The organism is Pseudomonas sp. 14P5.3.2 (assembly GCF_057799175.1).
The window spans coordinates 1-21,091 of sequence record NZ_JBYOKU010000044.1; the positions used below are offsets into that span (position 1 = coordinate 1).

Genomic DNA, 21,091 nt, shown 5'->3' on the forward strand with positions numbered 1-21,091 from the left:
CTCCGCTTTCGAGAGCAAGCCCGCTCCCACATGGGGGGACTGTGTGATTTCCAATGCCCACAAAAAAGGCGACCTGTCGAGGTCGCCTTTTTCGTTATCGCTTAAGCCTTACTGGCCGGAATAAATCTGATCAAAGATCCCGCCATCATTGAAGTGGGTCTTTTGCACCGAACGCCAGTCACCGAAGGTTTTCTCCACCGACAGGAAGTCGACTTTCGGGAAACGGTCGGTGTACTTCGCGAGCACTGCCGGGTCCCGTGGACGCAGGTAGTTGGCAGCGGCGATTTCCTGGCCTTCCGGCGACCACAGGTACTTCAGGTATTCATCGGCAGCGGCGCGGGTGCCTTTCTTGTCGACCACTTTGTCGACCACCGACACGGGTGGCTCGGCTTCGGCGGAGACACTTGGGTAAATCACTTCGAACTGGTCGCGGCCAAACTCGCGGGCGATCATCTCGGCTTCGTTCTCGAAGGTCACCAGCACGTCGCCGATCTGGTTGGTCATGAACGTGGTGGTCGCGGCGCGGCCACCGGTGTCCAGCACCGGCGCTTGTTTGAACAGTTTGCCGACGAACTCCTTGGCCTTGTTCTCGTCACCGCCGTTTTTCAGCACATAGCCCCAGGCCGAGAGGTAGGTGTAGCGGCCGTTGCCCGAGGTTTTCGGGTTCGGCACGATCACCTGCACGCCGTCCTTGAGCAGGTCCGGCCAGTCTTTCAGGGCTTTCGGGTTGCCTTTACGGACGATGAACACGGTGGCCGAGGTGAACGGCGCGCTGTTGTTCGGCAGGCGGGTGACCCAGTTCTCCGGCACCAGTTTGCCGTTGTCGGCGAGGGCGTTGATGTCGGTCGCCATGTTCATTGTGATGACGTCAGCCGGCAGGCCATCGATCACCGAACGCGCCTGCTTACTCGAACCGCCGAAGGACATCTGTACGGTGATGTTTTCGTTGTGTTCAGCCTGCCAGTGTTTCTGGAACGCAGTGTTGTAGTCCTTGTAGAAATCGCGCATCACGTCGTAGGAAACGTTCAGCAGAGTCGGAGCCGCCTGAGCGATGTTGCCCAGGGCCAGGCCAGCGGCGAGAAGTGAGGCGCCAAAGAGTTTTTTCACTGCGCATTCCTTGTTGTGTCGGTGATGACGGTAGGGGGTGATACCGTTTTGCCAGCGACTATAGCCGGGGCGGCATAGTCGCTTAAAGATTAAAAAGCTCTGTGCTTATTCCATTTTCTTGAACAGGGCATTGCCACAACGCGAGCAGAACGAAGCTTCTTGTTCATGGCTGCTTTTCGAGCAGACCGGGCAGTCGTGTTGCTGCTGACCCCCGCGCATGGCGGTAGCCAGTTCGGCGGTGAAAATCCCGGTCGGCACGGCGATGATCGAGTAACCGGTGATCATCACCAGCGACGAAATGATCTGGCCCAACACCGTTCTGGGCACGATGTCGCCGTAACCCACGGTGGTCAGCGTCACGATAGCCCAATAAATGCCTTTGGGAATGCTGGTGAAGCCGTGTTCCGGACCTTCGACCACGTACATCAAGGTGCCGAACACCGTGACCAACGTGCAGACGCTGAGCAGGAACACGAGGATTTTCTGCTTGCTGCCGCGCAGGGCGTCGAGCAGGTAGTGGGCCTGTTTCAGGTACGGGCCGAGCTTGAGCACCCGGAAGATCCGCAGCATTCGGATGATCCGGATAATCAGCAGGTACTGCGCGTCGCTGTAATACAGCGCGAGGATTCCGGGCACGATCGCCAGCAAGTCCACCAGCCCGTAAAAACTGAACGCGTAGCGCAGTGGTTTGGGCGAGCAATACAGACGCAGGATGTATTCGCTGAGGAAGATGACGGTGAAGCCCCATTCGATGTACGCCAGCACGTTGGCGTAGTTCTGGTGGACTTCATCGATGCTGTCGAGGATCACCACCACCAAGCTTGCCAGAATGATCAGCAGCAGGGTGCTGTCGAAACGGCGCCCGGCCACGGTGTCGGTCTGGAAAATGATCACGTACAGGCGATTGCGCCACGTGTCGTTGTTGTTCATGCAAGTCGCCCTGGCCATAAAATCAGCGCAGCCTAGGTTGATTCTCCCCATGAGCGCAAGACGGGCTTTCGACAGCGCTGTTGCCGAGCATCTGCGCGCCAGCGCGGATCAGCCAGCAGGCAAGGATAAACGGCGCGGTGAGCGTCGCCAGGCCAATGGCGGCGAACAGCGGGGTGACCAGCAGCGCAACGACAATGCCCAGCAGTGGCAGCCACGGTTGTTGGCGTTGCGCACTGAAGGCGAGGGCGGCGAGTACCGCGTTGTAGCTGCCCAGTCCGAGTAGCGCGGTGCTGCTTTCGTGGTGCAGCAGACTCGACGCCAGGCCGATGGCCGACGCGAACAATGCCCAGCAAAAGGCGCGGCGATCAGCGATCAACAGGCCAATGGCGATCAATGCGCCGGCCAGTGGATGATCAAGGAACATCACCTGACCCAGTCCACGCCACTCAGCGGCGAGCAAATTCAGCGTGTTCATCTCGATGTGCGCTGTCGGCGCGGACGGCTCGGCAAACAGCAACAGGATCCAGCTGATTGCCACGAACGGCGAGGTATAAGCCGGTATCGATCGACTGCGGTACACGTGTTTGAGCCATTGCTGTGTGACCATCGCACTCAGGCCGCCAGCCGCCAGGATCAGCGGCGGTAACATTGGCGACCAAGGGAAATACAGGCTCAGCAACAAGCCGAGCAGCACGCCGTTGTAACTGAACAATCCGGCCTGACGATCAGCCTTGGCATAGTTACGCCGTTGTGCGGTGAGCAATCCAGCGACCGCACCGAGCAGCGCGCCGGCAAACAGCACTGGCGCAGTGAGCAGGATCGCCAGCAGGCACAACAGGCCGCAGAGCGGATGGCGCTGGAGGAATATTTGACTGAAACCGTTGAGCAAAGCCTCGGCCCAGTCGGGGCAGTGGGTGTTGAAATGATTGGCAGGCATGTTGAAAAAATCTGGGCAGTTGGAAAATCAAAAGGTCTTGCCAATAACTGTGGCGAGGGAGCTTGCTCCCGCTGGGTCGCGTAGCGGCCCCAACATGGGTTAATGCGGTTCTTCTGTGAAAACCGTCATGCCCTAAAAGCGACGACTGCTGCGCAGCCGAGCGGGAGCAAGCTCCCTCGCCACAGGTTTTGTGTCGCTAGTCAGATCAATGTTTCGATCCGCAGTGAGTTAGTCGATCCCGGCTGCCCGAACGGCACCCCGGCAGTGATCAGCAACGTATCGCCACGCTCGGCCATTCCTTGCGCCTGAGCGATTTCCAGCGCGGTCGAACACACTTCATCGACCTGACGCAGGCGATCGTTGACCACCGAGTGAATACCCCACGCCACGCTCAAGCGCCGTGCCGTCTGCAGGTTCGGCGTCAGGTTGAGGATCGGCGCTTTTGGCCGCTCCCGCGCCGCCCGCAGGCTTGAGCTGCCCGACTCGCTGTAGTTGACCAGCACCGCCACCGGCAGCACGTTGCTGATGCGGCGGATCGCGCAGCTGATGGCATCGGACACCGTCGCCTCGGCTTTCGGTCGGCTGACGTCGAGTTGAGTCTGATAGTCCGGACCGTTCTCCACCTGACGGATGATTTTGCTCATCATCTGCACCGCTTCCAGCGGGTATTCACCGGACGCGGTTTCGGCCGAGAGCATCACCGCATCCGCGCCTTCAGCCACTGCGTTGGCCACGTCGGTGACTTCAGCGCGGGTCGGTGCCGGAGAGAAGCGCATCGATTCGAGCATCTGCGTCGCCACCACCACCGGTTTGCCGAGTTCACGGCAGGTAGTGATGATGTTTTTCTGGATCTGCGGCACGCTTTCGGCGGGTACTTCGACGCCGAGGTCACCGCGAGCCACCATGATCGCGTCGCTCAGTTCGGCGATTTCACGCAGTTGTTCAACTGCAGACGGCTTCTCGATTTTCGCCATCAGGAACGCCTTGTCGCCGATCAGTTCGCGGGCCTCGAGAATGTCCTGCGGACGTTGCACGAACGATAGCGCCACCCAGTCCACACCCAGCTCCAGACCGAAGCTCAGGTCGCGGCGATCCTTGGCGGTCAGTGGGCTGAGGTCGAGCACCGCTTGCGGTACGTTGACGCCTTTGCGGTCCGACAGCTCGCCGCCATTGAGCACGGTGGTGTCGATCGCGTCGGAGTATTTGGTGACCACGCGCAGGCGCAGTTTGCCGTCATCCAGCAGCAGATCCATGCCCGCTTCCAGCGCGGCAATGATCTCCGGATGCGGCAGGTTCACTCGGCGTTCATCGCCGGGTGTGGCGTCCAGATCGAGGCGAAACGCCTGACCGCGATGCAACTGCACCTTACCGTCGGCGAACTTGCCGACGCGCAGTTTCGGCCCCTGTAAATCCATCAGGATGCCCAGCGGATAGTTGAGCTGGCGCTCGACTTCGCGGATCCACTGATAGCGCTGGGCGTGGTCGGCGTGATCGCCGTGGCTGAAGTTCAGGCGGAAGATGTTGACCCCGGCCTCGACCAACTCACGGATGTCGTCGATGCCGTCGACAGCAGGCCCGAGGGTGGCGAGGATTTTGACCTTTTTATCAGGCGTCATGATTTAGAGTTCTCAAGGATCAGAATGGCGCGGAAGTCGTTGACGTTGGTGCGGGTCGGCTCCGTGACGATCAGCGCATCGAGCGCCTCGAAGTAGCCGTAACCGTTGTTGTTATCCAGCTCGTCACTGGCACTCAAACCGAGGGCGGCGGCGCGGGCGTAGCTGTCCGGGGTCATGATCGCGCCGGCGTTGTCTTCCGAGCCGTCGATGCCGTCGGTGTCACCGGCCAGCGCATAAACGCCTGGCTGGCCCTTGAGGCTATCGGTGAGGCTGAGGAGGAATTCGGCGTTGCGTCCGCCGCGGCCATTGCCGCGCACGGTCACGGTGGTTTCGCCGCCGGAAAGAATCACGCACGGCGCCGCCAGCGGCTGACCATGGTTGATGATCTGCCGAGCGATGCCGGCGTGGACCTTCGCCACTTCACGTGACTCACCTTCCAGGTCGCCAAGGATCAGTGTGCTGAAACCGGCCTGACGACATTTCACCGCCGCGGCATCCAGCGATTGCTGCGGGCGGGCGATCAACTGGAAATGGCTGCGAGCCAGGCTCGGATCACCGGGTTTGACCGTTTCCGATTCCGGGCTTTGCAGCCAGTTGCGCACCGACGCCGGGACTTCAATGTTGTAGCGCTTGAGGATCGCCAGCGCTTCGGCGGAAGTGCTCGGGTCGGCCACGGTCGGGCCGGAGGCGATGACCGTGGCGAGGTCGCCCGGCACATCGGAAATTGCGTAGGTATACACAGTGGCAGGCCAGCAGGCCTTGCCGAGGCGGCCACCCTTGATCGCCGAGAGGTGCTTGCGCACGCAGTTCATCTCGCCGATGGTCGCGCCGGATTTGAGCAGGGCTTTGTTGATCGACTGCTTGTCGGCCAAGGTGATGCCTTCGGCCGGCAGGGCGAGCAGGGCAGAGCCGCCACCGGAGAGCAGGAAGATCACGCGGTCGTCTTCAGTCAGATTGCTGACCAAATCCAGCACGCGCTTGGCCACGGCCAGGCCGGCGGCATCCGGTACCGGATGCGCGGCTTCGACCACTTCGATTTTTTCGCACGGAGCGCCGTGACCGTAACGGGTCACCACCAGACCGGATACTTCACCCTGCCAGCAGCGCTCGACCACCTGCGCCATGGCAGCTGCGGCTTTGCCGGCACCGATGACGATCACCCGACCGCTGCGATCAGCAGGTAGATGGGCTTCGAGGACTTGGTTCGGATGGGCCGCGTCGATGGCTGTGGCAAACAGCTCGCGCAGCAGTTGTTGCGGATCGACCGACATGGCGGGCTCCCGGAATTCTTGTTATTCGAAAGGGCGGTAGAGATCCCTGTGGGAGCGAGCTTGCTCGCGAAAGCGATGGATCAGGCAATATCCATGTCGACTGATACGCCCTCTTCGCGAGCAAGCTCGCTCCCACAGGTTCAAGCGGTGGGGCAGTGGCTTTATTTTTTGTCGCGAATCGAGAAGTTGGCCATGTGTTCCAGACCCTTGATCAGCGCCGAGTGGTCCCAGTTGCTGCCACCGATGGCCGCGCAGGTGCTGAACACTTGCTGGGCGTTGGCGGTGTTCGGCAGGTTGATGTTCAGCTCCTTGGCGCCTTGCAGGGCCAGGTTCAGGTCCTTCTGGTGCAGGCTGATGCGGAAGCCCGGATCGAAGGTGCCCTTGATCATGCGCTCGCCGTGCACTTCGAGGATCTTCGACGAAGCGAAACCGCCCATCAGCGCTTCACGCACCTTGGCCGGATCAGCACCGTTTTTCGAGGCGAACAGCAGGGCTTCAGCCACGGCCTGAATGTTCAGCGCGACGATGATCTGGTTCGCCACTTTGGCGGTCTGACCGTCGCCGTTGCCACCGACCAGAGTGATGTTCTTGCCCATGGCCTGGAACAGCGGCAGTGCGCGTTCGAAGGCATCGGCGTCGCCACCGACCATGATGCTCAGGGTCGCAGCCTTGGCGCCGACTTCACCACCGGATACCGGGGCGTCGAGGTATTGCGCGCCTTTTTCGTTGATCTTCTTGGCGAAAGCCTTGGTGGCGGTCGGCGAAATCGAGCTCATGTCGATCACGACTTTGCCTTTGCCGATGCCGGCAGCAACGCCGTCGGCGCGGAACAGCACGTCGTCGACCTGCGGGGTGTCCGGGACCATGACGATGATGAATTCAGCTTCCTGCGCCACTTCGCGCGGGTTGGCCAGGGCGACGGCGCCAGCGGCGACCAGATCGGCCGGAGCGGCGTCGTGATGCGCCGACAGGAACAGGCTGTGACCGGCTTTCTGCAGGTTCGAAGCCATTGGGTGGCCCATGATGCCGGTGCCGATAAATCCGATTTTAGCCATGAGAAAATCCTCTTGTTTTTGTGTAGCCAAATAATCTGCCGAACACACTTTGTGGCGAGGGAGCTTGCTCCCGCTGGGGGGCGAAGCACCCCCAAAACCAGCCACTGTGGTGTGTCAGACAAAATCGGTTTGCAGGGTTTACGACTGCTGCGCAGCCGAGCGGGAGCAAGCTCCCTCGCCACAGGGGTTTTGCAGTGCTGTCAGATTGCGTTGTGGCTCTTGAGCCAGCCGAGGCCTGCCTCGGTGGTGGTCAGCGGCTTGTATTCACAGCCAACCCAACCCTGATAACCGATGCGATCCAGGTGTTCGAACAGGAAGCGGTAGTTGATTTCACCGGTGCCCGGCTCGTTGCGCCCCGGGTTGTCCGCGAGCTGCACGTGGTTGATCTCGCCCAGGTGCGATTGCAGGGTGCGGGCCAGATCGCCTTCCATGATTTGCATGTGATAGATGTCGTATTGCAGGAACAGATTGGCGCTGCCGACCTGCTCGCGAATCGACAGGGCTTGCGCCGTGTTGTTCAGGTAGAAACCCGGGATGTCGCGGGTGTTGATCGCTTCCATCACCAGTTTGATACCGGCCGCCTGCAGCTTGTCGGCCGCGTACTTGAGGTTGGCGACGAAGGTTTTCTCCACGGTCACATCATCAATGCCTTGCGGACGGATACCGGCCAGGCAGTTGACCTGGGTGTTGCCCAGCACCTGCGCGTAGGCAATCGCCAGATCGACCCCGGCGCGGAATTCTTCGACCCGATCCGGCAGACACGCGATACCGCGCTCGCCCTTGGCCCAGTCACCGGCCGGCAGGTTGAACAGCACTTGGGTCAGACCGTTGGCATCGAGCCTGGCCTTGATTTCGGCAGAGCTGAAGTCGTACGGGAACAGGTATTCCACACCACTGAAACCGGCTTTGGCGGCGGCGTCGAAACGGGCAAGGAAATCCTGTTCGGTGAACAGCATGGACAGGTTGGCTGCGAAACGCGGCATGGTGGTCTCCCGTAAATCTTGTGAGGTTCCCCTTGTAGGAGCGAGCCTGTGTGGCGAGGGAGCTTGCTCCCGCTGGGCTGCATAGCAGACCCAGGATTTTCAGGGCCGCTTCGCGCCCCAGCGGGAGCAAGCTTCCTCGCCACATGGCCCGCTCTCACAGGGAGAGCGGTCAGCAGTTAATCAAGCAACGAAATCGCCGTTGGCGCGTCGTTGCCGACCAGTGCCAGGTCTTCGAATTCGTTGACGGCGTTGATCTCGGTCCCCATGGAGATGTTGGTCACACGCTCCAGGATGATCTCGACAATCACCGGTACCTTGAACTCTTCGATCATCTGTTCGGCCTTGCGCAGGGCAGGGGCGATTTCCGATGGTTCGAACACCCGCAGGGCTTTACAGCCGAGGCCTTCGGCGACTGCGATGTGGTCGACACCGTAACCGTTGAGTTCCGGCGCGTTCAGGTTATCGAAGGACAGCTGCACGCAGTAGTCCATTTCGAACCCGCGCTGGGCCTGACGGATCAGCCCCAGGTACGAGTTGTTCACCACGACGTGGATGTAAGGCAGTTTGAACTGAGCGCCGACCGCCAGCTCCTCGATCATGAACTGGAAGTCATAGTCCCCCGACAGGGCCACGACTTTCCGGCTCGGATCGGCCTTGACCACGCCCAGCGCCGCCGGAATGGTCCAGCCCAACGGGCCGGCCTGACCGCAGTTGATCCAGTGACGCGGCTTGTAGACGTGCAGGAACTGCGCGCCGGCAATCTGCGACAGACCAATGGTGCTGACGTAGCAGGTGTCCTTACCGAACACCTGGTTCATCTCTTCGTAAACGCGCTGCGGCTTGACCGGTACGTTGTCGAAGTGGGTCTTGCGGTGCAGGCTGGCTTTGCGTTGCTGGCAATCCTGCAGCCAGGCACTGCGGTTTTTCAGCTTGCCGGCGGCTTGCCATTCACGGGCGACTTCGATGAAAACGGTCAGCGCGGCAGCGGCGTCGGAGACGATGCCCAGATCCGGAGTGAACACGCGGCCGATCTGCGTGCCTTCGATGTCAACGTGAATGAACTTGCGGCCTTCGGTGTAGACGTCGACCGAACCGGTGTGACGGTTGGCCCAACGGTTACCGATGCCCAGTACCACGTCGGATTTCAGCAGCGTGGCGTTGCCGTAACGGTGCGAGGTCTGCAGACCGACCATGCCGACCATCAACGGGTGATCGTCCGGAATGGTGCCCCAGCCCATCAGGGTCGGGATCACCGGAATACCGGTCAGCTCGGCGAACTCCACCAGCAGATCGCTGGCGTCGGCGTTGATGATGCCGCCGCCGGCCACCAGCAATGGACGCTCGGCCTGATCCAGCAGGGCCAAAGCCTTCTCGACCTGAATCCGGGTCGCGGTTGGCTTGGCCAGCGGCAGCGGCTGGTAGGCGTCGATGTCGAATTCGATTTCAGCCATCTGCACGTCGAACGGCAGGTCGATCAGCACCGGGCCTGGACGGCCGGAGCGCATTTCGTAAAAGGCTTTCTGGAACGCGTAAGGCACCTGGCCCGGCTCCAGAACCGTGGTCGCCCACTTGGTGACGGGCTTGACGATGCTGGTGATGTCGACCGCCTGGAAGTCTTCCTTATGCATACGGGCGCGGGGTGCCTGGCCGGTGATGCAGAGGATAGGGATCGAGTCGGCCGAGGCGCTGTAGAGCCCGGTGACCATGTCGGTACCGGCAGGGCCGGACGTACCGATGCACACGCCGATGTTGCCGGCCTTGGTGCGGGTGTAACCCTCGGCCATGTGTGACGCGCCTTCGACGTGGCGAGCGAGGACGTGATCGATGCCACCGACTTTCTGCAGGGCGGAGTACAGCGGGTTGATCGCAGCACCCGGAATGCCAAAAGCGGTATCAACCCCTTCACGGCGCATCACCAGAACGGCGGCTTCGATTGCTCTCATTTTGCTCATGGTTTTGTGCCTCTTTACGTTTTGTAATTGTATACAAGTGGCTTTGCGCAGAGTGTATTCACGGCGGACGGCGCAGGTCAATCCATTTTCTCAAGCGTCTGTTTCATTCGTCGGAAGCCGGTTTTGCTGTGGCTTTTCGTCGCATGTGGCGCCTTTCGAGAATTATTGTATACAAAAAAATAATTCATTGTGTTCTATTTGTGGCATCGGTCTGCGGCACTTGAGCGCAGCCCCACGACTTTCCCAATAACAAAATGAGGACGGCACCATGAGCGCTTTAACCTTGAAAGTCGCAGTCAACCTGGTCAACCAGGCCATCAGCACCGGACGCGGCATCAACGCCGCGCCGCTGACCATCGCGGTACTCGATACCGGCGGCCACCTGATCACCCTGCAACGCGAAGACGGCGCCAGCCTGCTGCGCCCGAACATCGCCATCGGCAAAGCCTGGGGCGCCATCGCCCTGGGCAAGGGCTCACGCCTGCTGGCGCTGGACGCCCAACAACGCCCGGCGTTCATCGCCGCACTCAACAGCATGGGCCAGGGCAGCGTCGTCCCGGCCCCGGGCGGGGTGTTGATTCGTGATCAGGCAGGCAACGTGCTGGGCGCGATCGGGATCAGCGGCGATCTGTCGGATATTGATGAGCAGGTGGCGATCAAAGCCGTGGAGGCGCTGGATTTGAGGGCGGATGCGGGGGTGGCGGCTTGATTTTTTAGCGTCTGAACTGAAGTCTTCGCGAGCAAGCTCACTCCCACAGCTTTGTGTTCTGACACATGAAGTGTGAACACCTCAAATCCACTGTGGGAGCGAGCTTGCTCGCGAAGGCGATTCAACGGACACATCTGGCTAACAGTCTTGACGCTTCCTCCCCGTGTGCAGATCTAACCTTTCAGGTCATCTCTTGAAAGGTGCAAAGGAATGCCGAAACTGTCCGCTTCACATCGCTTGCGCTTTGGTCGTTACGACGAGCCCAACCGAATTTATCTACTGACTGCCAATACCCTATATCGCGAACCCGTTTTCCGCGATTTTGCGTTGGGCAGGTTGGTCGTTGCCCAATTTCGAAGCGCCCAAGAGCAGGACTTTGCCGACTCTTTGGCGTGGGTAGTTATGCCTGACCACTTTCATTGGTTGATCGATTTGAAGCGAGGTTCCTTAAGTGACCTGATGCAACGGACAAAATCCTTAAGCGCGCGGGCAGTGAATCTGGCTGCGAAAAGAGAAGGCAGTTTATGGCAGCAAGGATTTCACGATAGGGCGCTACGGCGAGAGGAGGATCTGGTGAAAATAGCGCGATATGTCGTGGCCAACCCATTGCGGGCAGGTTTAGTGCAGAAGCTTGGCGACTATCCGCTGTGGGATGCCATTTGGGTCTGACAGTCAAACCTGGTCGCTCCATTCGCGAGCAAGCTCGCTCCCACATTGGATCTGCGGCGTTCACAAATCCCCGTGGGAGCGAGCTTGCTCGCGAAGCGCTCAACGAGGTCTATCAGTCCGGCTCACACCCCTTCAACACCAACCGAATAATCGTCTGCGCCGCCGCCTCGTAATCCGCCTCGTCCAGTTTGTCCTTGCCGGTGACCGCAGAGATCTGCCAGTCGAAGTCGGCGTAGGTCTGGGTCGCGGCCCAGATGCTGAACATCAGGTGGTTGGGGTCGATCGGGGCGATCTGGCCGCGGTCGATCCAGCTCTGGATGCAGTCGATGTTGTGCTTGGCCTGGCTGTTGAGCTGCTCGACCAGGTCGGCGCTGAGGTGCGGGGCGCCGTGCATGATTTCGCTGGCGAACACCTTGGAGGCGAAGGGCAGGTCGCGGGAGATGCGGATCTTCGAGCGGATGTAGCCACTGAGCACTTCGCTCGGCACGCCGTCCGGGTTGAACGGAGTCGAGGCCTGCAGGATCGGCACGATGATGCTTTCCAGGACCTCGCGGTAGAGGTTTTCCTTGGACTTGAAGTAGTAGTAGACGTTGGGCTTGGGCAATCCTGCCTTGGCGGCGATGTCGCTGGTTTTGGTCGCAGCGAAGCCTTTGTCGGCAAATTCCTCACTGGCGGCACGCAGGATCAGTTCTTTGTTGCGCTCGCGGATTGTGCTCATAAACCCGGTGGTTCCTTGCCTGTTCTGGCGGTTGCGCATGGTAGCACCGGCCTCGCGCAGCGCTCAAGAATGCCCCGGCAAGGGGGCGGACGGACTTCGCTGTCTCGGGGCTGAACGAACCTGCAGATCTTTGGGTGAACTCGGGAGGCGCTGCTAGAGTTCAAGGCAGCGATCAAGCCATTGGCCAGGGATTTGCCTTGTATGGCCGGGCTTCACTTTCAATTGCCGTGTGTGATTGTCGGCCTGTTCGAGTGAAATACCGTGGAAAAACGCAGACGCAGCAAAATCGCCTGGGCCATCGTTGTGCTGGGGCTTGTATTGCTGGCAGTGGTGCTGTGGCTGTTCCTCGCGTCGAACCAGCGCAAGCCCAAGCCACCGCCGCCGGCCGAGCCCGTGGCAACGGTCGCAGTCAAGTTGCAGGATGTGCCGGTGTACATCGACGCCCTCGGCACCGTCACCCCGACCCGCAGCGTGACAGTGATCACCCAAGTCGACGGAATTTTAAGCTCGGTCGAATTCCAGGAAGGCCAGCGGGTGCGCAAGGGCCAGGTGATCGCCCGCATCGATGACCGCGCACTCAAGGCGCAATTGGCGGTGGCCAAGGGTACGCTGATGCACGATCAGGCGTTGCTTGCCAACGCCGTGCGCGATCTGGCGCGCTATCGCGAGTTGATCAAGGTCGGTTCCACCACCCAGCAAACCCTCGATACCCAGGCCTCCCTGGTGCAGCAACTGCAAGGTACGGTCGCTTCCGATCAGGGCAGCGTGCAGAACCTCGAAGTGCAATTGAGTTATTGCACCATCACCTCGCCGGTGGATGGCGTGGTCGGCCTGCGCCAGGTCGATCCCGGCAACTACGTGACCACCACCAGCACCACCGGGATTGCGGTCATCACCCAGATGACCCCGGCCACGGTGGTGTTCGCCGTGCCCGAAGATGATCTGGGCGCAATCAATCAGGCCATGGCCAAGGGGCCGGTGACGGTGCTGGCCTACGACCGCAACAAGCACAATCTGCTGGCCACCGGCAGTCTGCTGGCGCTGGACAACCAGGTCGATACCAGCACCGGCACGATCAAGGTCAAGGCGCAGTTTGACGATGCGGGCAAGACGCTGTTTCCCAATCAGTTCGTCAACGCGCGACTCAAGGCCGACACGCTGACCCAGATCAGCGTGGTGCCGACCCGGGCGATCCAGCACGGCAGCAAGGGCGATTTCGTGTTCGTCGTGGTCGATCCGGGCAACAAGGTCAGCCTGCGCAACATCAAGACCGGCCCGGCGACGGGGGACGTCTCGGCAGTGCTCGACAACGGCGTGAAGGCCGGTGAGCAGGTAGTCACCGAGGGCGCCGACAAACTCGACGATGGCTCTGCGGTGAAAGTCGTCGCGCAGTGAGGAGGCGCCCAACATGAACGTCTCGCGCCCCTTCATCGAACGCCCGGTCGCTACTACGCTGTTGATGGTGGCGGTGCTGTTGCTGGGCATGCTCGGTTATCACTTGCTGTCGGTGTCGGCGTTGCCCGAGGTCGATTACCCGACTATCCAGGTCTTCACTCAATACCCCGGCGCGAGTCCCGAGGTGATCAGTTCGTCGATCACCGCGCCGCTGGAGCGTCAGCTCGGCGAGATGCCGGGCCTCAAATCGATGAACTCCACCAGCTCCGACGGCGCCTCGGTGGTGACCCTGCAATTCGATCTATCGTTGTCGCTGGATGTCGCCGAGCAGGAAGTGCAGGCCGCGATCAACGCCGCCGGCACGTTCCTGCCGGCCAACCTGCCGTATCCGCCGGTGTACAGCAAGGTCAATCCGGCCGACGCGCCGGTGCTGACCCTGTCGCTGACCTCCGACGTGCTGCCGCTGACCAAGGTTGAAGACCTTGCCGACACGCGGCTGGCGCAGAAAATTTCGCAGATCACCGGCGTCGGCCTGGTCACCATCAGCGGCGGTCAGCGCCCGGCGGTGCGGGTCGAGGCCAACACCTCGGCGCTGAACAATCTCGGTCTGTCCCTTGATGACCTGCGCACTTCGCTGGGCACGGCCAACGTCAATCAGGCCAAGGGCAATATCGACGGCAAATATCAGGCGTATTCGATCGGCACCAACGACCAGTTGCAGTCGGCCGAGGAGTATCGCGACCTGGTGATCGCCTACAAGAACGGCGCGTCGATCCGTCTGTCGCAGATCGCCAGTTCGACCCAGGGCCCGGAGAATCCACGCCAGGCCGCGTGGACCAATAGCACGCCGTCGATTGTCCTGAATATCCAGCGTCAGCCCGGCGCCAACGTGATCGACGTGGTCGACCGTGTGCAGCAACTGTTGCCCAAATTGCGCGCCAGTCTGCCGGCGACGCTCAAGGTCAACGTGCTCACCGATCGCACGCAAACCATTCGTGCCTCGGTCACCGACGTGCAGTACGAACTGGGCGTGGCGGTGCTGCTGGTGGTGATCGTGATTTTCCTGTTCCTGCGCAATCTCCCGGCGACGATCATTCCGGCGGTAACCGTGCCGCTGACCCTGGTCGGTACGCTTGCAGTGGCCTATGGGCTGGGCTTTTCGCTGAATAACCTGACGCTGATGGCGCTGACCATCGCCATCGGTTTTGTGGTCGATGACGCCATCGTCATGATCGAAAACATCACGCGTTACATCGAGGCCGGCGACTCGCCGATGGAGGCTGCGCTCAAGGGCTCGGAGCAGATCGGCTTCACGATTATTTCGCTGTCGGTGGCGCTGATCGCGGTGATGATACCGCTGCTGTTCATGGGCGATGTGGTCGGGCGATTGTTCCGTGAATTTGCCATGACCGTAGCGGTGACCATCGTCATCTCGGCGCTGATCACCCTGACCCTGACGCCAATGATGTGCTCGCGCATGCTCAAGCACAGGCACGAGGAGCGCCGGGTCGATTTCTTCGACCGGATCAACGGCTATTACGTCAAGGGCCTGGACTGGGTGTTGCTGCACCGCGGGCTGACGCTGATTTCCATTGTGTTCACCGGGGCACTGACCCTGCTGATCATCGTGGTGATGCCCAAGGGCTTTTTCCCCGAGCAGGACACCGGGCTGATCCAGGGTATTTCCCAGGCCTCGCCGACTATTTCCTTCCAGCAGATGCAGATCGAACAGCAACGGCTGGCCGCACGAATTCTGAAGGATCCAGCGGTGGCCAGCCTGTCGTCGTTCGTCGGTATCGACCAGACCAACCCGACGATCAATCAGGGCAACCTGCTGATCAACCTCAAGCCCCACGGCGACCGCGACAGCAGCGCGGCAGTGATTCGCCGGCTCTCGGACGCCAACGCCGACGACGCCGGGATTCGCCTGTACCTGCACAGCGTGCAGGACCTGACGCTGGACGCCACGGTCTCGACCACCAGCTACCGCCTCGGCCTGCAGGCCACCGACCCGGATGAGCTGGAGCAGTGGACCAACACATTGCTGGCGGCGATCAAGCAGGACCCGATGTTCACCGATGTGCAGAGTCAGGCGATGCAGTTCGGCAATCAGATCCAGCTCAACTTCGACCGCGCCACCGCTTCACGTCTGGGGATCACCCCGCAGGCCATCGACGATGTGCTGTACGACGCCTTCGGCCAGCGTCAGGTGTCGACCATCTACACCCAGCTCAACCAGTATCACGTGGTGATTGCCACTGATCATCCGCCGCACAATCTGGCCGATTTGCTGACCGGGCTCTACGTCGATATTCCCGGCGGCGGGGTGGCGCCGCTGTCCAGCATGGCGACCCTGCAGGTGATTCGCGCGCCGGTGACCATCAACCGCCTCGGGCAATTTCCCTATGCCGACGTGTCGTTCAACCTCGCCCCCGGCCAGACCCTTGGTGCTGCGGTGACCCGGCTCAACGAGATCGAAGCCAAGGCCGGCCTGCCGCTGTCGGTGCAGGCCAATCTGGAGGGGGCGGCGGCGACGTTCCAGGCGTCACTGTCGAATCAGGTGTTTCTGGTGCTGGCGGCGATCATCGTCGTGTACCTGATGCTGGGCATTCTCTACGAGAGCTTCGTGCACCCGGTGACGATTCTTTCGACCTTGCTCTCGGCAGCGCTGGGCGCGCTGCTGGCGTTGCTGATCACCGGCACGCAGTTCGACATCATCGGCCTGATCGGCATCGTGCTGTTGATCGGGATCGTGATGAAGAACGGCATCATGATGGTCGACTTCGCGCTGGAGCTTGAGCGCGAGGGCGGGCTCGATGCCGTGGCGGCAATTCGTCAGGCGGCCGAGCTGCGTTTTCGGCCGATCCTGATGACCAGCATGGCCTCGCTGTTTGGCGCGGTACCGCTGGCGCTGGGCACCGGGATCGGTTCGGAACTGCGACATCCGCTGGGCATCGCGATCATCGGCGGGCTGCTGCTCAGTCAGTTGTTGACGCTGTTTTCGACCCCGGTGATTTTCCTCGCCATGCACAGTCTGGAGCAGCGTTTCACTCGGCGCCGGCCAGCGCTGGTCGAGGCCTATCGCGATGAACCTTAGCGCGCCGTTCATCCAGCGCCCGATCGCCACCACGTTGCTGGCGGTGGGGCTGGCGCTGTTCGGCGTGTTGGCGTTCAACCTGCTGCCAGTGGCGCCGCTGCCGGAAGTGGATTTCCCCACCATCAGCGTGCGCGCTTCGTTGCCCGGCGCTGATCCGAGCACTGTCGCATCGTCGGTGGCGACGCCGCTGGAGCGCCAGTTCGGGCAGATCGCCGGGGTCACTGAAATGACCTCGTCGAGTTCGCTGGGGGCGACGCGCATCACCCTGCAGTTCGACCTCAACCGCGACATCGACGGCGCGGCCCGGGACGTGCAGGCGGCGATCAACGCGGCGCGCAGCAATCTGCCGAGCGACCTGTCCGGCAACCCGACCTACCGCAAGGTCAACCCGGCCGACTCGCCGATCCTGATCCTCAGCCTGACCTCCGACACGGCGACACGCGGACAGATGTATGACGTGGCCTCGACCCTGCTTGAGCAACGCCTGTTGCAAACCACCGGGGTCGGCGACGTCACGGTGGGCGGCGCGGCGCTGCCGGCGGTACGCATCGAGCTCAACCCGGATCGGCTCAACCGCTATGGCGTCAGCCTCGAACAGGTGCGCCAGGTGATTCAGGCGTCCAACGTCAATCTGCCCAAGGGCACGGTATCACTCGGCGCTCAATCCTATGGTCTCAAGGCCAACGACATGCTCTATCAGGGCGCCGATTACGGGCCGTTGGTGGTGAAGAAAAACAATGGCGATCTGGTGCGCATTTCCGATCTGGGCGACGTCACCGAAGACGTCGAAGACCTGCGCAACTTCGGCCTGTCCAACGGCAAACCAGCGGTGCTGCTGGTGGTGTTCAAGCAGCCCGGGGCCAACGTCATCGACACCGTGGATGCGGTGAAGGCCGACCTGCCGTTTCTGCAAAGTTCGATCCCTTCGGCGATCAAGATCAACATCCTGATGGATCGCACCACCACCATTCGTGCGTCGTTGCATGACGTGGAAATGACCCTGCTGATTTCCATCGCACTGGTGACGCTGGTGACGTTCGCGTTCTTCCGCGACTGGCGCAGCACGCTGATCCCGGCCATTGTCGTGCCGTTGTCGCTGCTCGGCACGTTTGGTGCGATGTACTTTCTCGGCTATAGCCTGAACAACCTGTCGTTGATGGCGCTGACCATTTCCACCGGGTTTGTGGTGGACGATGCGATCGTGGTGGTCGAGAACATCATGCGCCATCTGGAGAAGGGCGAAAGCCGTGTGCAGGCGGCGCTGGCCGGGGCGCGCGAGGTCGGCTTCACGGTGATGACCATCAGTGTGTCGCTGGTGGCGGTGTTCATTCCGTTGCTGCTGATGGGCGGCATAGTCGGGCGACTGTTTCGCGAGTTTTCGATTTCGCTGTCGGTGGCCATCGTGATTTCGATGCTGGTATCACTGACCGTGACGCCGATGCTCGCCAGCGTGCTGCTGCGTACCAATGAGCAGGCTGGGGACGGCGAAGATCATCCGGATTCGCGCTTTCACCGCTTCTATGACCGCACCCTGGGCTGGGTGGTGGAGCATTCGTTCCTGATGGGGTTGCTGACGTTGCTGGTGATCGTGCTGGCGTGCGTCCTGTACGTGATGGTGCCCAAGGGCTTTTTCCCGCAGGAAGACACCGGGCGCATGTCCGGCAGCATCATCGCGGCGCAGAGCATTTCCTTCGGGGCGATCCAGTCGAACTTCAGCGAGATCAACCAGAAGGTGCTGAGCAATCCGAACGTGGCCACCGTCGGTGGTTTTGTCGGCGGTGGCGGCGGGATCGGCGGCGCGGTGAACAGTGCGCAGTTGTTCATCACCCTCAAATCACTGGCCGATCGCAAGGACAGCGCCGATCAGGTCATCGGGCAGATTCGCCGCACCCTGGGCGACATGCCCGGCACGCGCCTGTACCTGCAATCAGCGCAGGACATCACCGTTGGCGGGCGGCAGAGCGGGGCGCAATATCAGTACACGATGACCGCCGATGACCAGAGCACCCTCGATGAATGGGTGCCCAAAGTCGTGGCGGCGCTGCACACCTTGCCGCAATTGACCGACATCAACACCGATCAGCAGGACAACAGCCTGATGGCCAGCGTCACCGTCAATCGTGATGCGGCGGCGCGACTGGGCGTGAGCATGTCGGCCATCGACCAGACGCTGTACGACGCGTTCGGCCAGCGTCAGGTCTCGACCATCTACCGTTCCGCCAACCAGTACCACGTAGTGATGGAAGTTGCGCCGCCGTACTGGGCTGACCCGGCCACCCTGAAAAATGTCTACGTGCCGGTGGGCACGGCGGCCGTCACCACCAAGGGCGCTGCGGCGGCGCCCAACCTCAGCGCCACCGCCTCGCAACCGTTGGTACCGCTGTCGGCTGTTGCTGATTATTCGGTGGGGCGCACAGCGATTTCGATCAGTCATCAGGGCACCTTTCCAGCGGTGACCGCTTCGTTCAACCTCGCGCCAGGCGTATCCATCGGTCAGGCGACGGCGTTAGTTGAAAACGCCGTGAAGCAATTGCGCATGCCGGCCAGCGTGGTCGGCCAGTTCGCCGGCACCGCGCAGGTGTTCCAGTCTTCGGTGGCCAGTGAACCGTTGCTGATCGTCGCGGCGCTGCTGTCGGTGTATGTCGTGCTGGGGATGCTTTACGAGAGTCTGGTGCATCCGCTGACGATTCTTTCGACCTTGCCCTCGGCCGGGGTCGGTGCCTTGATCGCGTTGCTGCTGACGGGGACTGAACTGTCGATCATCGCGCTGGTGGGGGTGATTCTGTTGATCGGGATCGTGAAGAAGAACGCGATCATGATGATCGACTTCGCCATCACCGAGCGCCGCGAATTCGGCCTGAGCGCGAAAGAAGCGATTCGCCGCGCCTGTCTGATCCGTTTCCGGCCGATCATGATGACCACGCTGGCGGCAATTCTTGGCGCACTGCCGCTGGTGCTCGGCACCGGCTATGGCTCGGAGTTGCGCCGACCGTTGGGGATTTCGATCATTGGCGGCTTGCTGTTCAGCCAGTTGCTGACGCTGTACACCACGCCGGTGATCTACCTTTGGCTGGATCGGGCGTCGCAGCGCCTGAAGCGTAAGGAGCAATAGATGAAACGTCGCAAATCCCCTGTGGGAGCGGGCTTGCTCGCGAAGGCGTCGGGTCAGCCAGCATTGATGGTGAAGGTGAAATCGCTTTCGCGAGCAAGCCCGCTCCCACAGGGGTTAGTGCTGGCATTGATCATGGCGCTGTTGTTGAGTGGCTGCATGGTCGGTCCGGATTATCAGAAACCGGCCATGGAACTGCCGACCTCCTTCAAGGAAGGCACCCAATGGCAGCGCGCCCAGGCCAATCCGCAGGGGGCGCTGAACAGCCAGTGGTGGCGGATTTATCAGGATCCGATACTCAACGATCTGGTCGAGCGCTCGGCCAGGGCCAACCCGTCGATCATTGGCGCCGAAGCGGCGTATCGGCTGGCGCAGGCACAAGTGGCGTCGAGCCGCGCCGGGTTGTGGCCGACGGTGGGCGTGGGCTTGTCCGGCGCGCGCGGGGTCGGTGGCGGGGCCAGCGGCAGCACCACCAGCGGCTTGACCGGCACCAGCAGCAGTGGCGGCACCGTCGAGCAATCCGTCAGCGCGACCTTGAGCGCCAGTTGGGAACCGGATCTGTGGGGCCAGGTGCGGCGCGGCATCGAATCGAGCCAGGCCTCGCTGCAATCGTCCGATGCCTTGCTGGCCGGGGTGCGGCTGTCGATTGGAGCGAGCGTAGCGACCAATTATCTGGGGCTGCGGCAACTGGATATCGACATCGATCTGTTGCAGCAACAGCAGACCATCAACCAGCAACTGCTGACGATGATCCAGGCGCAAACCGTGCAGGGTACGGCGACCAACGATCAATTGCTGGTGGCGCAGGATCAATTGAGCACGGTGATTGCCGCGCTGCAAACCGCGCAGCGTTCACGCGAGCAGGCCGAGCATGCATTGGCGGTGCTGGTGGGCGTGGCGCCGGCGCAGTTCAATCTGTCCAAGGCTGCCGACTATCAGTTCACCACGCCGATGCCGCCGCCGGTGCTGCCGTCGAATCTGCTGCTGCGGCGTCCCGATGTGGTCTCGGCCGAACGCCTGGCAGCAGCGGCCAACGCGCGAATCGGCGTCGCCGAAGCGGCGTTTTTCCCGACCCTGAGCCTGACCGCCGAAGGCGGTTTTCGCGGCACGGCGCTGGGCGGTCTGTTCTCGGTGCCGAACCGCATCTGGACCCTCGGCCCGGCGCTGGCCGAAACGATTTTCGACGGCGGCGCCCGCGCAGCCGCCAAGCAGGAAGCCGAAGCCACCTACGATCAGGACGTGGCGAATTATCGCGGCACGGTGCTCGGTGCGTTGCAGAACGTCGAGGACAACCTGTCGGCGATCAATCACCTGCACACCCAGGCGCAGGCCTACGAGCAGATGTTTCAGCGCAATCAGCAATTGTTCGGCAGCCAGCAGGCGCAGCAGCGCGCGGGCACGGTCAGCCAGCAAGCGGTATTGACTCAGCAATTGGTGCTGTTGCAGGCCGAGCAGAACCTGCGCGACACGCAAGGTTTGCTCAGTCAGGGCAGTGTCGCGCTGTTCCAGAGCCTGGGGGGTGGCTGGCAGGTGCCTTAGCGTC

15 protein-coding genes are annotated in these 21,091 nt (G+C 61.5%); 6 read left to right on the forward strand and 9 right to left on the reverse strand.

What is annotated here, in order from left to right; genetic code table 11:
• Positions 1 to 108: 108 nt before the first annotated feature.
• The 8 genes from AC27VU_RS25540 to gcl all read right to left on the reverse strand — a co-directional run bounded on the left by AC27VU_RS25540 (position 109) and on the right by gcl (position 9,851).
• The gene (locus AC27VU_RS25540; protein ID WP_003222955.1) at positions 109 to 1,107 is read right to left on the reverse strand and encodes a sulfate ABC transporter substrate-binding protein; all 999 of its coding nucleotides are present in this window, start codon (positions 1,105 to 1,107) and stop codon (positions 109 to 111) included.
• A gap of 105 nt (positions 1,108 to 1,212) precedes the next feature.
• On the reverse strand, positions 1,213 to 2,037 hold the full coding sequence (locus AC27VU_RS25545) for an ion transporter (RefSeq protein ID WP_488725185.1): 825 nt from the start codon (positions 2,035 to 2,037) through the stop codon (positions 1,213 to 1,215).
• Between the two features lie 22 nt (positions 2,038 to 2,059).
• On the reverse strand, positions 2,060 to 2,974 hold the full coding sequence (locus AC27VU_RS25550) for an urea transporter (protein WP_488725186.1): 915 nt from the start codon (positions 2,972 to 2,974) through the stop codon (positions 2,060 to 2,062).
• A 200-nt stretch (positions 2,975 to 3,174) separates the two neighbouring features.
• On the reverse strand, positions 3,175 to 4,590 hold the full coding sequence (pyk, locus tag AC27VU_RS25555) for a pyruvate kinase (RefSeq protein ID WP_103520005.1): 1,416 nt from the start codon (positions 4,588 to 4,590) through the stop codon (positions 3,175 to 3,177).
• Positions 4,587 to 5,861, reverse strand: a complete 1,275-nt coding sequence (locus AC27VU_RS25560) for a glycerate kinase type-2 family protein (RefSeq protein WP_488725187.1) — start codon at positions 5,859 to 5,861, stop codon at positions 4,587 to 4,589. The genes pyk and AC27VU_RS25560 overlap by 4 nt, the downstream gene beginning before the upstream one ends.
• Positions 5,862 to 6,022: 161 nt before the next feature.
• Positions 6,023 to 6,916 carry a 2-hydroxy-3-oxopropionate reductase gene (locus tag AC27VU_RS25565; RefSeq protein ID WP_003222962.1) on the reverse strand — a complete coding sequence of 298 codons (894 nt, stop codon included), beginning with the start codon at positions 6,914 to 6,916 and terminating at the stop codon, positions 6,023 to 6,025.
• Positions 6,917 to 7,116: 200 nt separating this feature from the next.
• Positions 7,117 to 7,899: a hydroxypyruvate isomerase gene (gene hyi, locus AC27VU_RS25570; RefSeq protein WP_003222964.1), complete on the reverse strand. Its 783-nt coding sequence runs from the start codon at positions 7,897 to 7,899 to the stop codon at positions 7,117 to 7,119.
• Between the two features lie 176 nt (positions 7,900 to 8,075).
• On the reverse strand, positions 8,076 to 9,851 hold the full coding sequence (gene gcl, locus AC27VU_RS25575) for a glyoxylate carboligase (protein WP_003222966.1): 1,776 nt from the start codon (positions 9,849 to 9,851) through the stop codon (positions 8,076 to 8,078).
• 268 nt (positions 9,852 to 10,119) lie between these two features.
• On the opposite strand from gcl, the gene AC27VU_RS25580 reads away from it, so the two are divergent.
• The gene (locus AC27VU_RS25580; RefSeq protein WP_003222968.1) at positions 10,120 to 10,560 is read left to right on the forward strand and encodes a GlcG/HbpS family heme-binding protein; all 441 of its coding nucleotides are present in this window, start codon (positions 10,120 to 10,122) and stop codon (positions 10,558 to 10,560) included.
• Between the two features lie 210 nt (positions 10,561 to 10,770).
• Positions 10,771 to 11,229, forward strand: coding sequence for an REP-associated tyrosine transposase (locus AC27VU_RS25585; RefSeq protein WP_262142020.1), 459 nt, complete (start codon positions 10,771 to 10,773; stop codon positions 11,227 to 11,229).
• Between the two features lie 112 nt (positions 11,230 to 11,341).
• Here AC27VU_RS25585 and AC27VU_RS25590 read toward each other — a convergent pair whose 3' ends face one another.
• A complete protein-coding gene (locus AC27VU_RS25590) occupies positions 11,342 to 11,947 on the reverse strand; it encodes a TetR/AcrR family transcriptional regulator (protein ID WP_007969638.1) in 606 nt (201 codons plus the stop codon).
• 261 nt (positions 11,948 to 12,208) lie between these two features.
• Here AC27VU_RS25590 and AC27VU_RS25595 point away from each other — a divergent pair, with 261 nt between their 5' ends.
• From AC27VU_RS25595 to AC27VU_RS25610, 4 genes are all read left to right on the forward strand, one after another.
• The gene (locus AC27VU_RS25595) at positions 12,209 to 13,342 is read left to right on the forward strand and encodes an efflux RND transporter periplasmic adaptor subunit (RefSeq protein ID WP_488725188.1); all 1,134 of its coding nucleotides are present in this window, start codon (positions 12,209 to 12,211) and stop codon (positions 13,340 to 13,342) included.
• A gap of 13 nt (positions 13,343 to 13,355) precedes the next feature.
• Positions 13,356 to 16,439: an efflux RND transporter permease subunit gene (locus AC27VU_RS25600; RefSeq protein WP_488725189.1), complete on the forward strand. Its 3,084-nt coding sequence runs from the start codon at positions 13,356 to 13,358 to the stop codon at positions 16,437 to 16,439.
• Entirely contained in the window at positions 16,429 to 19,551 is a 3,123-nt protein-coding gene (locus AC27VU_RS25605) for an efflux RND transporter permease subunit (protein WP_488725190.1), read from the forward strand. Before AC27VU_RS25600 ends, AC27VU_RS25605 begins: the two co-directional genes overlap by 11 nt.
• 132 nt (positions 19,552 to 19,683) lie before the next feature.
• Complete coding sequence (locus tag AC27VU_RS25610; protein WP_488725191.1) at positions 19,684 to 21,087, forward strand: efflux transporter outer membrane subunit; 1,404 nt, start codon at positions 19,684 to 19,686, stop codon at positions 21,085 to 21,087.
• The last annotated feature ends 4 nt before the right edge of the window (positions 21,088 to 21,091 follow it).